This window comes from Kitasatospora sp. NPDC008115, from assembly GCF_042957205.1.
In the GTDB taxonomy this organism is placed as follows: Bacteria; Actinomycetota; Actinomycetes; order Streptomycetales; family Streptomycetaceae; genus Kitasatospora.
Genome location: NZ_JBIBHU010000044.1, coordinates 23,069 through 37,037, shown reverse-complemented (window position 1 = coordinate 37,037; position 13,969 = coordinate 23,069). Strand labels below are relative to the sequence as shown.

Here is a 13,969-nt window from a genome sequence, read left to right as displayed (position 1 = left end):
GCCAACGCCCGCTCACACGCCGCCATCGACTCCCCGAACACCACCGACGAACCCCACAACTCCCACCCCATCCCCACCCACTGCGACCCCTGCCCGGGGAAGACGAACACCACCCGTGACGAGCCCGCGCCAGCCTCACCCCGCACCACGCCCGGGGAAACCCCGCCCTCCGCCACCACCCGCAAACCGTCGAGCAGCTCCCCCGACCCCGCACCCAACACCACCGCACGATGCCCCAGCGCCGCCCTCGACGACACCAGCGAGAACGCCACATCGGCCTCCCGCAGCCCACCACCCGCCACCAACTCGCCCAACCGCACCGCCTGCTCCCGCAACGCCGCCTCCGAACGGGCGGAGACGGTCCAGGGCAGGACCGCCCCGCTCAGCGGCGCCGGGCCGGACGGCTCGGGCGCGGCCTCCGGTGCGACGGGGGCCTGCTCCAGGATCATGTGAACGTTGGTGCCGCTGATCCCGAACGAGGAGACGCCCGCACGGCGCGGCGCGCCGGTCTCCGGCCACGCCCGCGTCTCCGTCAGCAGCTCCACCGCACCCGCCGACCAGTCGACGTGCGGGGTCGGCTCATCCACGTGCAGGGTCATCGGCATGATGCCGTGACGCAGTGCCATGACGGTCTTGATCACGCCGGCGACGCCCGCGGCGGTCTGGGTGTGGCCGATGTTCGACTTCAGCGAGCCGAGCCGGAGCGGGCGGCCCTCGGGGCGGTCCTGGCCGTACGTCGCGAGCAGGGCCTGTGCCTCGATCGGGTCACCCAGTGTGGTGCCCGTCCCGTGCGCCTCCACCATGTCGACGTCGGCGGCCGACAGTCCGGCGTTGGCCAGCGCCTGGCGGATCACCCGCCGCTGGGACGGGCCGTTCGGGGCGCTCAGGCCGTTCGACGCGCCGTCCTGGTTCGCGGCGCTGCCGCGGATCACCGCCAGCACCGGATGCCCGTTGCGCCGCGCGTCCGACAGCCGCTCGACCACCAGGACACCGACGCCCTCACCCCACCCGGTGCCGTCGGCCGCGCCGGCGAACGCCTTGCACCGGCCGTCCGCGGCGGAGCCGCCGAGCGTGACGAACTCGGCGAAGATCGACGGGGTGGTCATCACCAGGACGCCGCCGACCAGGGCCATGCCGCAGTCTCCCTGGCGCAGCGACTGCACCGCTGAGTGCAGGGCGACCAGCGAGGACGAGCAGGCGGTGTCGATGGTGACCGCCGGGCCCTCCAGGCCGAGGACGTACGACACCCGCCCGGACAGCACACTGCCCGCCGTGCCGGTGACCATGTACCCCTGGCTGGTGGGCGAGCTCGCCATCAACGCGCCGTACTCCTGGGGCGTGCCGCCGACGAACACGCCGGTACGGCTTCCCCGCAGTGACAGCGGGTCTATCCCCGCGTGCTCCAGCGCCTCCCAGGAGGTCTCCAGCAGCAGCCGCTGCTGCGGGTCCATCGCGGCCGCCTCACGCGGCGAGATCCGGAAGAACTCGGCGTCGAAGTCGCCCGCGCCCTCCAGGAAGGCGCCCCGGCGGGCCCCGGGGACCTCCCATTCCTCCCAGCCGCGTCCCTCGGGGAACCCGGTCATGGCGTCCCGGCCCTCGACGACGAGTCGCCACAGGCTCTCGGCGTCGGTCACCCCGCCGGGGAAGCGGCATCCGATGCCGACGATGGCGACGGGGTCGGTGGAAACGGCGCTCAGGCGGCTGTTCTGCTGCCGCAGTCGCTCGTTCTCCAGAAGCGAGGCACGCAGCGCGCCGATCACGTCTGCACTGGCAGTGTCCATCGTCAGCTCCCACTTGTCCGTTCGCCATGTGGCCGGGTCGAAATGGCCGATCGCACGGGGGCTCACAAGGCCTGTCACCGTGTCGCGCGGCACCCGCGGCCGGGCACGCCCGCCAGTGGCGGGGCGCGCCGACGCGGCCGGGTCCGCGGGATCTTAGAGGGAGGCTATGCGCCCGCCCTGTCGAGGTGACCCCCAGTCAGCCCGCTGACCTGGCGCCGCCACCCCTGACATCCGCGGGGTGACCCCCTAGCCGGGTCCTGTCGGGTGGTGATCGGTGTGCGCGGCACGGGCGGGCCCCGCGAAAGCGGGCCCCGGGTCCGTCGGGCCGCACCTGCCGATCGTCAGGTGCGGCCCGTGCGCCGTGCCGGATCGCCGTCAGCGGATGCCGAACTCGTCGCCGATCATGCTGACGAGCTCCTCGGCGGACGCCGAGCCGAGGTCGAGGTCGTCGTCCTCGTCGTCGTCGCCCCAACCGGACGGCCCCTCCTCCAGCTTGGCCAGCAGGACCCGCAGGCGGCTGGCGATCGCCGGACGTCCGCCGTCGTCCCCGGCGAGGGATTGCACGGCCGTCTCCAGGCCTTCGAGGACATGGAGGAGGGGGTCGGTGTCCGGCTCCGCGCCGAGGGCGAGCCGGTCGAGCAGGAACTCGGCCAGCGCCGTCGGTGTCGGGTGGTCGAAGACCAGCGTGGCCGGGAGCCGGACACCGGTGACGGCACCGAGCCGGTTGCGCAGGTCCACCGCCATCAGCGAGTCGAAGCCCAGGCTCTTGAACGCCCCGCCGGCCGGCACGGCCGCCTCCGAGGGAAGCCCGACCGCACGGGCCGCCTCCGCCCGCACCAGGTCGGTGAGCGCCGTGGCCCGCTCGCTCTCCGGCAGCCGGCGCAGCCGTTCCAGCAGCCCGGCCGGGGCGGCGGAGGGAAGCGGGCGGCGAGCGGTTCCGGCCAGGCCGCGCATCATCGCGGGGACGGTCTCGTCGCCGAACCCCTCGGTGCGGACCACCGGGTCCAGCTTGAACGGCAGCACGACCGTCTCACCGGAGGCGAGGGCCGCGTCGAACAGGTCCATGCCCTCATCGGCGCCGAGCTGGCGCAGGCCGGCCCTGGCGATCCGCTTGAGGTCGGCCTGTCCCACGGCGGCGGCCATGCCGGCGCTGCTCTCCCACGGGCCCCAGCCCAGCGAGACCGCGGGCAGGCCCGCCGAGGCCCGGCGCTCGCAGAGCGCGTCCAGGAAGGCGTTCGCCGCGGCGTAGTTGGCCTGCCCGGCGCCGCCGAGCGTGCCGGCCAGGGAGGAGAACACCACGAAGGCCGTCAGGTCCGATCCCGAGGTGAGCGCGTGCAGGTTGAGTGCGGCGTCGACCTTGGCCCGGAGCACCCGGTCGACCTGTTCGGGCACGAGTGTGCCGAGCAGGCCGTCGTCCACCACGCCGGCGGCGTGGACCACGCCGGACAGCGGGTGTTCCGCCGGGACGGCCCCGAGCAGGCCGGCGAGCGCCTGCCGGTCGGCGATGTCGCAGGAGGCCAGCCGGACGGTCGCGCCGAGATCGGTCAGTTCCCGCCGCAGGGCGTCGGCGCCCGGCGCGTCGGCGCCGCGTCGGCTTGCCAGCACGAGGTGCCGGACGCCGTGCTCGGCGACCAGGCGGCGGGCGACCAGGCCACCGAGCAGTCCGCCGGCGCCGGTGACCAGCACCGTGCCGCCGGTGTTCCAGGTGGCCGCCGGTGCGGCGTCCCCGATCTCCCGGAGCCTGGTCAGCCGGGGCGTCAGCAGGGCGCCGCCGCGGATCGCGAGTTGCGGTTCGCCGGCCGAGCGGGCCAGCGCGACGGCGGCCGGCAGGAGGCCGCCGCCCACCGCGTCGTCGACGTCGACCAGGACGATCCGGTCGGGGTTCTCCAGCTGGGCCGCCCGGCCGAGTCCCCAGAGCGCCGCACCGGCCAGGTCGGCGACGCCTTCGGCCGCGACGGCCGCGACCGCGCCCCGGGTGCAGAGCACCAGCCGGGCGGCGGCGAGCCGCTCGTCCGCGACCCAGCGCCGAAGCAGCCCGAGGCCGTTGTGCACGCTCTCCCGGATCACGGCGGGGTCGGTGTCCGCGCCGGCCGCCGGCGGCGGGCAGGGGACGAGCACGGTCTGCGGCACGGCGGCGCCCTCGTCGAGCGCGGCGAGCAGCGCGTCGAGGTCGGCGTGGTGTTCCGCGGGCAGGCTGAGCCCGGGCACGGCGTCGGTCGCGCCGAGGACGGCCCAGTGGCCGCCGTCCGTTGCCCCGGGCAGCGCCGGGGCGGGGATCCAGGAGGTGCGGTGCAGTCCCTCGGGACCACCGACGGTGCGGGCCAGCTGGTCCCGGGAGGTCTCGCGCACGGTCAGTGCCCGGACCACGGCGACGGGCCGGCCGACCGAGTCGGCGACCGACAGCCCGACCGTCTCGGGACCGGTCTCGAAGAGCCGCACCCGCAGCGCCCTGGCTCCGGTCTGGTGGAGGGACACCCCCTGCCAGGAGAACGGCAGCCGGGGGCCTGACGCGCCGGGCCGCCCGGCCGCGGGCAGGAAGCCGAGACCGTGCAGGGCCGCGTCCAGCAGGGCCGGGTGGGCGGCGAAGGCGGTACCGGACTCGGCGGCCTCCTCCGGCAGGGCGACCTCGGTGAAGACCTCGCCGCCGCGCCGCCAGGCGGCGCGCAGCCCGCGGAAGGTGGGGCCGTAGCCGAAGCCGGCGTCGACCAGCCGTTCGTAGAATCCGTCGAGGTCCACCGGCTCGGCGCCCTCGGGAGGCCAGACGCCGTGCTCGTCGCCGACCGCCGGTGCCTCGGCACCGGGGACGAGCAGGCCCTCCGCGTGCCGGGTCCACTCGTCGGCGGAGGTGGCGCGCGAGTAGACGGCGACCGTGCGCCGGCCGTCCTCGTCGGCCCGGCCGACCACGACCTGGATCCGGACGGTGGCCCGCTCCGCGAGGATCAGCGGGGTCTGCAGCGCGAGCTCCTCCAGGGCCGCGCAGCCGAGCCGGGCGCCGGCCCACAGGGCGAGTTCGACGAATCCGGTGCCGGGGAAGAGCACGTTGTCCAGCACCGTGTGGTCAGCGAGCCAGGTCCGGCCGGAGGTGGAGAGTTCGCCGGTGAACAGCACCTCGTCGCCGGAGGCCGAGGCGACCCAGGCGCCCAGCAGGGGGTGCCCGGTGGTGTCCACGCCCGCGGCCGCGAGGTCACCGTGGTCGGCCGGCAGGTTGTCGGGCCAGTAGCGGTCCCGCTGGAAGGCGTAGGTGGGCAGGTCGACCCGGGTGGCACCGGTGCCGGCGAAGACCGCGGGCCAGTCGACCGCCACGCCGGAGGTGTGGAGGGCGGCGAGGGCCGCGAGCAGGGTCTCGGCCTCCGGCCGGTCGCGGCGCAGCGCCGGGACGCAGGTCGGGCGGCGGTCGCGCCCGGCGGCGTCCAGGCAGTCCTGGGCCAGCGGGGTGAGCACGCTGTCCGGGCCGACCTCCAGCAGCGTGGTGATGCCCTCGCGGGCGAGGGTGGCGACGCCGTCGGCGAAGCGCACCGTGCGGCGGACGTGCTCCACCCAGTACTCGGGGGTGCCGATCTCCTCGGCGGTGAGCAGTTCGCCGGTGACGTCGGAGACGATCGGGATCCGCGGCGGCTGCCACGACAGGGCGCCCACCGTCTCGGCGAACTCGGCCAGCATCGGCTCCATCAGCGAGGAGTGGAAGGCGTGGCTGACCGCCAGCCGGCGGGTGCGGCGGCCCGCGGCGGCGAAGTGGTCGGCGAGCGCGCGGACGGCCTCGGCAGGTCCGGAGACCACCAGCGCCTCGGGCGCGTTGACGGCGGCGATGCCGACGGTGCCGTCCCCGGCACCCGGCACCTCGCCGATCGCCGCGGTGACCTCGGCCTCGGTGGCCGCGACCGCCAGCATCGCGCCGCCCTCGGGCAGTGCCTGCATCAGGCGGCCGCGCGCGGCGATCAGGGTGCAGGCGTCGGCGAGCGGGAGCGAGCCGGCCAGGTGGGCGGCGCTGATCTCGCCGACCGAGTGGCCGAGGAGGTACTGCGGCCGCACGCCCCAGGACTCGATCAGCCGGTAGAGCGCGACCTCGACGGCGAACAGCGCGGGCTGGGTGCAGGAGGTGCGGTCGAGTTCGGCGGCCTCCGCGCTGCCCGGGTCCGCGAAGACCACCTCGCGCAGCGGCCGGCCGAGCAGCGGGTCGAGCAGTGCGGCCACGGTGTCGAAGGCCTCGGCGAACGCCGGGAAGGCCCGGTACAGATCGCGCCCCATGCCGGGGCGCTGGGCTCCCTGCCCGGAGAGCAGGACGGCGAGGCCGCCGTCCGCGGCCGTGCCGCGGATCACCTCGCGCGGGGCCTCACCGGCGGCGAGGCCGTCGAGCGCCGTGACGGCCGCGGTGATGTCGGGGACCAGCAGCGCGGCCCGCTCGGCCAGCGCGGCCCGTCCGGTGGCGAGCGAGTAGCCCAGGTCGGCGGGGTTCGTTCCGGGGCGGTTCCGCAGGGTGTCGGCCAGCCGCTTCGCCTGGGCGCGCAGGCCGGCCTCGGTGTGGCCGGAGAGCACCCACGGCACGGCCGGGAGGACGGCCGGTTCGGCGGGGCGGTCGGCGGGCTCGACGGCCGGGGCCTGTTCGAGGATGACGTGCGCGTTGGTGCCGCTGACGCCGAAGGAGGAGACGGCCGCCCGGCGGGGCCGGTCGGTCTCGGGCCACGGCCGGGCCCGGGTGAGCAGTTCGACCGCGCCGGCCGACCAGTCCACGTGCGGGGTCGGCTCGTCGATGTGGAGCGAGCGGGGCATCAGGCCGCGCTGGAGCGCCAGCACCATCTTGATCACGCCGCCGACGCCGGCGGCGGCCTGGGCGTGGCCGATGTTCGACTTGATCGACCCCAGCCACAGCGGCCGGTCCTCGGGCCTGTCCCGGCCGTACGTGGCCAGGACCGCCTGGGCCTCGATCGGGTCGCCGAGCGTGGTGCCGGTGCCGTGCGCCTCCACCACGTCCACGTCCGCGGTGGACAGGCCGGCGTCGGCCAGGGCCTGGCGGATCACCCGCTGCTGGGACGGCCCGCTGGGGGCGGTCAGGCCGTTGGAGGCGCCGTCCTGGTTGATCGCCGAGCCGCGCAGCACGGCGAGCACCGGGTGTCCGTTGCGGCGCGCGTCGGAGAGCCGCTCGACCAGCAGCAGGCCGACGCCCTCGGCCCAGCCGGTGCCGTCCGCCGCGGCGGAGAACGCGCGGCAGCGGCCGTCGGAGGACATGCCGCCCTGCCGGTGGAAGTCGTCGAAGAGGAACGGGCTGGCCATGATCGCCACGCCGCCGGCGAGCGCGAGGTCGCACTCCCCGTCGTGCAGCGACCGCATGGCGGTGTGCAGCGCCACCAGCGAGGAGGAGCAGGCCGTGTCGACGGTCACCGCCGGGCCCTCCAGCCCGAGGGCGTAGGACACCCGGCCGGTCACCACACTGGTCGAGGTCCCGGTCACGCCGTAGCCGGCCATGCTCTCCGAGCCGCGCGGGAAGAGCGCCGCGTAGCCCTGCGCGGAGGCGCCGACGAAGACGCCGGTGCGGCTGCCGCGCAGTGAGGCGGGGTCGATCCCGGCCCGTTCGAAGGCCTCCCAGGAGGTTTCCAGCAGCAGTCGCTGCTGGGGGTCCATGGTGAGCGCCTCGCGGGGGGCGATGCCGAAGAAGGCCGCGTCGAACAGCGCGGCGTCGTGCACGAAGCCGCCCTGTCGGGGCGGCGCCGATCCGTCGTCGGCGGCGGGTTCGCGGATCGCCCACCCGCGGTCGGCCGGGAAGCCGGAGACGCCGTCCCGCTCCGCCACCACCAGGTCCCACAGGTCCTCGGGGCTGCTGATCCCGCCCGGGTAGCGGCAGGACATGGCCACGATCGCCAACTCCTCGCCCGAGCGGTCGGCCGGTCCGGCGGCCGGTGCCGCCGGCGCGGCGGGCTCGACCGACGCCGACTCGCCGAGCAGCTGTTCGAGCAGGTACCCCGTGAGCTCGTTGGGTGTGGGGTGGTCGAAGACCAGGGTGACGGGCAGCCGCAGGCCGGTCGCGGTGGCCAGGCGGTTGCGGAACTCGACCGCGCTCAGCGAGTCGAAGCCGAACTCCTTGAACGGCCGGGCGGCCGCGATCGTCTCGGCGTCCGCGTGCCCGAGCACGGCGGCGGCCTGGCCGCGGACCAGTTGCAGCAGGGTGCGGGAGCGCTCGGCACCGGTCAGCCGGGACAGTTGCTCGCGCAGCGGGCCGGCCTCGACGGCCGAGGAGCGCGCACTGCGCCGGACGGTGGCACGGACCAGGGCGCGCATGATCGGCGGCACCGACGTTCCGCGGGCTCCGATGGCCGCCGGATCGAGGCGCACCGGCACCAGCACGACCTCGTCGGTGCGGCAGGCCGTGTCGAAGAGCGCCAGGCCCTCCTCACTGGCCAGCGGCAGGATGCCGCCCCGGTTGAGCCGGTTCAGGTCGCGTTCGTCCAGGTGCGCGGACTGCTCGCTGCGCTGCTCCCAGAAGCCCCAGGGCAGTGAGAGCGCGGGCAGACCGGCGGCCCTGCGGTGGTGGGCCAGGCCGTCCAGCATCGCGTTGGCCGCCGCGTAGTTGGCCTGACCCGGGCCGCCCATGATGCCGGCGAGCGAGGAGAAGAGCACGAAGGCCGAGATCTCCCGGTCCGCCGTCAGCTCGTGCAGGTTGATCGCGCCCTGCACCTTGGGACGCAGCACCGCGGCGGCCTGCTCCGCGCTCATCGACTCGATCAGTCCGTCCCGCAGCACGCCGGCCGCGTGGATCACGCCGCTGAGCGGCCGGTCGGCCGGGATGGCCGCCAGGACCTCGCGCAATGCCTCGCGGTCCGCCGCGTCGCAGGCCGCGACGGTGACCCGGGCACCGGCCCCGGTCAGTTCGGCGACGAGTTCGGCCGCGCCGGGGGCGTCGGCGCCACGGCGGCTGGTGAGGACCAGGTCGCGCACGCCGTGCCGGGTCACCAGGTGGCGGGCGAGCAGGCCGCCCAGCAGGCCGGTGCCGCCGGTCACCAGGACGGTTCCGTGCTCCGGCCAGAGCGGGCCGGGGACGGTGAGCACGACCTTGCCGACCAGACGGGCCTGGCTCAGCTCGCGGAAGGCGTCCTTGGCGCGGCGCACGTCCCAGGTGGTCACCGGGGAGTGCCGCAGGACGCCGGCCTCGAACAGGTCGAGGATCTCCAGCAGCATCGCGCGCATCCGGTCGGGCCCGGCCTCCAGGAGGTCGTAGGCCTGGTAGCCGACGCCGGGGTACCGCTCGGCGGTCAGCCCCGGGTCCCGCTTGTCGGTCTTGCCCATCTCCAGGAAACGCCCGCCGCGCGGCAGCAGGCGCAGGCCGGCGTCGACGAACTCGCCGGCCAGGCAGTCCAGCACCACGTCCATGCCCCGGCCACCGGTCGCCGCCAGGAACCGCTCCTCGAACTCCAGGGTGCGGGAGCTGGCGATGTGCCCGTCGTCCAGGCCGTACTCGCGCAGGGTCGGCCACTTGCCGGGGCTGGCCGTGCCGTAGACCTCGGCGCCCAGATGCCGCGCCAGCTGGACGGCCGCGACGCCGACACCGCCGGCGGCCGCGTGGATCAGCACCGACTGGCCGGGGCGCAGGCCGGCGAGATCGACCAGGCCGTAGTAGGCGGTCATGTAGGCGACCGGTACGGCGGCGGCCTGCTCGAAGGTCCAGTCGTCCGGCATCCGGACCAGCAGGCGCTGGTCGGTGACCCCGACCGGTCCGAAGGTCTCGGTGCACAGGCCCATGACCCGGTCGCCGGCCTCGACGCCGCGCACCTGCGAACCGACCTCCAGCACGACGCCGGCGACCTCTCCGCCCAGTCCGCTCAGCCCCGGCACGAGGTCGAGCGCGACCACGACGTCCTTGAAGTTCATGCCGGCGGCACGGATCGCCAGCCGGACCTGATGGGGCTCCAGCGGTTCCAGGGCCTCGCGGTAGGGCACCAGTTGCAGGCCCTCGAAACTGCCGGGGCTGGTGTTCTCCAGGCGCCAGGCGCGCTCGCCGGCCGGCGGGAGCGCGGTCGCGGCGCGGTCCCAGCGGACCAGCCGGGGAGCCGTGACGCGGCCCGAGCGAACGGCCAGCTGGTCCTCCCCCGAGGCCAGTGCGCCGCCCAGGGCGGCCAGCGACCCGGCGGTGCCGTCGAGGTCGACCAGGGCGAACCGGCCGGGGTGCTCCGACTGGGCGGACCTGACCAGGCCCCAGACTCCGGTGGCCGACAGGTCGGTGACGTCCTCGCGGCCGTCCGTGGCAACCGCCCCGCGGGTCACCAGCACCAGCCGGGTGCCTTCCAGCCGCTCCTCGGCGAGCCAGGACCGGAGGAACGCCAGCAGTGCGACGACCGGTTCCCAGGCCGCGGGCCCGCCGCCGTGCTCGGCGACGGGGAGCAGCACGGTCTCCGGGAGCGCGGGGGCCGCGAGGAGTTCGGGCAGGCCGGCGAACGGCGTGCTGCCCGGAAGCGCCTCGACGAGTTCGGACGCATCGCCCAGGACCGCACAGGACGGGCCGGCGCCGTCGGCCTGGACGGTGCGCCAGTCGAGCCGGTAGAGCGACTCGTCGCGGGCCGCCGCGAAGCTCGCGTCGGTCATCCGGCGGACGACCAGCGACTCGACGGAGGCGACCGGTGCGCCGGTGTCGTCGGCCAGCAGCAGCGAGACGGCGTCCCCCTGTCCTCGGGAGATCCGCACCCGCAGCCGCGCGGCGCCCGAGGCGTGCAGGTCGACGCCGGACCAGGAGAACGGCATGCCCACACCGTCCTGCCCGCCGTCGCCGAGGGCGTGCATCGCGTGCAGGGCGGCGTCGAACAGCGCCGGGTGCAGGCCGAAGCGCCCGGCCTCGGAAGCCTGCCGCTGCTCCAGCCCGACCTCGGCGAACACCTCGGATCCGCGGCGCCAGAGCGCGGTCAGGCCCCGGAACTCGGGGCCGTACTGGTAGCCGGCCTCCGCCATCCGCTCGTAGAGGCCGGCCGTGTCGACCGCCTCGGCGTCGGCGGGCGGCCAGGCCTCGCCGGACGGCTCGACGCTCCCGGTCCGGGCCTCGGTGACCGTGCCGGCGGCGTGCCGGGTCCACACCACACCGGTGTCGCCGCCCTCGGGCCGGGAGTAGACGGTCAGCAGACGGGCACCGCTCTCGTCGGGTGCCTCCAGCCGGACCTGGACCACGGTCGCGCCGGTGCGGGGGACGATCAGCGGTACCTGGAGGGTCAGCTCCTCGACCCGGCCGCAGCCGACCTGGTCGCCGGCCAGGACGGCGAGCTCGACGAAGCCCGTCCCCGGGAAGACCACCTGGTCGGCGACCGCGTGGCCGGCGAGCCAGGGGTGGGTGCGCAACGAGATCCGGCCGGTCACCACGGCGCCGTCGTCACCGGCCGTCAGCACCAGGGCGCCGAGCAGCGGGTGCTCCACCTGGCCCAGGCCCACGGAGCCGACGTCACCGCCCGTGCCCCGGCTCTCGGACCAGAAGGGCTGCCGCTGGAAGGCGTAGGTCGGCAGCTCGATCCGCTCGGCGCCGGTGCCGGCGAACACCCCGGGCCAGTCGACGGGGGCGCCGTAGGTGTGGGCCTCGGCGAGCGAGGCCGTCATCCGGTCCAGGCCCCCGTGGTCGCGGCGCAGCGTGGGGCAGGCCCGGGCCGGGTTCCCGCTGTCCTCGATGATCTCCTGGAGGAACATCATCATGACCGGGTGGGGGCTCACCTCGATGAGGATCCGCCGGCCGTCGCGCAGCACGGAGCGCACCGCCTGCTCGAAGGCCACCGGCTCGCGCATGTTGCGCCACCAGTAGTCGGTGTCGAGGCCGGCGGTGTCCAGCCGGCCGCCGGTGACGGTGGAGTAGAACGGCACGTCGCCGGCCCGCGGCGCCACCGGCGCGAGGTCGGCCAGGATGCGCTCGCGCAGCACGTCCACGTGGGAGGTGTGGCCCGCGCCGCTGGCACTGGTGATCCGGCGGGCCCGGACGCCGTCGGACTCGCAGGCCGCGGCGAACTCCTCGCAGGCCTCCGGGTCGCCCGCGACGATGCAGGCCCGGGAGCTGTTGACCGCGGCCACTGAAAGACGGCCCTCCCAGCGGACCAGCCGCTGCGTCACCTCGTCCGCCGGCAGGAGCACCGACACCATGGCGCCGCGCCCGTCGAGCGTCAGCCAGGCCCGGCTGCGCAGCACCACCACCCGGGCGGCGTCCGCCAGGGACAGCCCGCCGGCGACATGGGCGGCGGCGATCTCGCCCTGCGAGTGCCCGAGCACCGCCGTCGGTTCGATGCCGTGCGAGCGCCACAGCGCCGCGAGCGACACCATCATGGTGAACAGCACGGGCTGGACCACGTCGAGGCGGTCCAGCGAGGGGGCCCCTGGTTCGCCCCGCAGGACGTCCAGCACCTTCCAGTCGGTGAACTCCTCGATCGCCTCGGCGCACTCGCGGGCGGCCGCGGCGAAGACCGGGGAGGTGTCCAGCAACTCCCGCCCCATGCCGGCCCACTGCGAGCCCTGGCCGGGGAAGACGAAGGCGACCTCGCCCTTGACCGGTGTCCCGAGGGTGACGGTGTCGGCGGCGCGGTCCTCGGCGAGGGCGGCCAGGCCGTCGAGCAGCCCCGCGGTGTCCTGCGCCACGACCGCGGCCCGGTGCTCCAGGGCGGTGCGGGTGGTGGCCAGCGAGTAGGCGACGTCGGCGGCGGGCTGCGGACGCTCCGTCAACCGGTCGAGGAGTTTGCGCGCCTGGGCCCGCAGTCCCTGTTCGCCGCGCCCGGACACCAGCCAGGGCAGGGCCGGCAGCGCCACCGGCGGCGCGGGCGGATCGGCCGGCGCCGCGGCAGCCTCCGCTTCGGGGGCCTGCTCCAGGATCACGTGGGCGTTGGTGCCGCTCACGCCGAAGGAGGAGACGGCGGCCCGGCGGGCCGAGCCGGTCTCCGGCCACGGCCGCTCCTCGGTGAGCAGTTCCACCGCGCCGGCCGTCCAGTCCACGTTCGGTGTGGGCTCGTCCACGTGCAGGGTCATGGGCAGCCGGGCGTTGCGGATCGCCATCACCATCTTGATGACGCCGGCGACACCGGCGGCGGCACCGGTGTGGCCGAGGTTCGACTTCACCGCGCCGAGCCAGAGCGGGCGGTCGGCCGGGCGGGCGGTCCCGTAGGTGGCGAGCAGGGCCTGGGCCTCGATCGGGTCGCCCAGGCTCGTGCCGGTGCCGTGCGCCTCGACCGCGTCCACGTCCGCCGCGGTCAGCCGGGCATCGGCCAGGGCCTGGCGGATCACCCGCTGCTGGGACGGGCCGTTGGGCGCGGTCAGCCCGTTGGAGGCGCCGTCCTGGTTGACCGCGCTGCCCCGCAGCACGGCCAGCACCGGATGGCCGAGCCGCTGGGCGTCGGAGAGCCGCTCGACCAGCAGGACACCGGCGCCCTCGCTCCAGCCGGCGCCGTCCGCGGCGGCGGAGAAGGCCTTGCAGCGGCCGTCCTCCGACAGGGCCCGCTGCCGGGACAGCGCGATCAGCACGGCGGTGGTCGACATCACGGTGACACCGCCGGCGAGCGCCAGGTCGCACTCGCCCTCCCGCAGGGACCGGGCGGCCAGGTGCAGGGCGACCAGGGAGGAGGAGCAGGCGGTGTCGACCGTCACGGCCGGGCCCTCCAGGCCCAGGACGTAGGAGACCCGGCCCGAGAGCACGCTGTTGGAGGTGCCGGTGGAGGCGTAGTTGTCGATCCCCTCGGCCGAGGCGGCCAGGATCGTGCCGTAGTCCTGCTGGTTCATGCCCGCGAACACGCCGGTCCGGCTGCCGCGCAGCGCGGAGGCGTCGATCCCGGCCCGCTCCAGCGCCTCCCAGGAGATCTCCAGCATCAGCCGCTGCTGCGGGTCCATCGCCGTCGCCTCGCGCGGCGAGATGCCGAAGAAGCCCGGGTCGAACTCCGTGGCGTCGTGCAGGAAGCCGCCCTCCCGCGCGTAGCAGGTGCCGATCCGTTCCGGGTCCGGGTCGTAGAGGCCCTCCAGGTCCCAGCCGCGGTCGGTGGGGAAGGGGCCGATCGCGTCCCGTCCGTCGTGGACCAGGCCCCACAGGTCCTCGGGGGACCCGACCTCGCCGGGGTAGCGGCAGGCCATGCCGACGATGGCGATGGGCTCGCTGCCGCGCGACTCCAGGTCGGCCAGCTTCTGCCGGGTGCGGTGGAGGTCCGCGGTCACCCACTTGAGGTAGTCGCGGAGCTCGTTCTCATGTGCCATCGGTGTCACTC

2 protein-coding genes are annotated in these 13,969 nt (G+C 75.5%); both read right to left on the bottom strand.

All coding sequences use genetic code 11. The features are described from left to right. On the bottom strand, positions 1 to 1,781 hold a 1,781-nt coding region (locus ACFZBX_RS34970), incomplete at its 3' end, for a type I polyketide synthase (protein WP_391537843.1). Between the two features lie 375 nt (positions 1,782 to 2,156). Then, positions 2,157 to 13,967, bottom strand: coding sequence for an SDR family NAD(P)-dependent oxidoreductase (locus tag ACFZBX_RS34965; protein ID WP_391537842.1), 11,811 nt, complete (start codon positions 13,965 to 13,967; stop codon positions 2,157 to 2,159). Between the last annotated feature and the right edge of the window lie 2 nt (positions 13,968 to 13,969).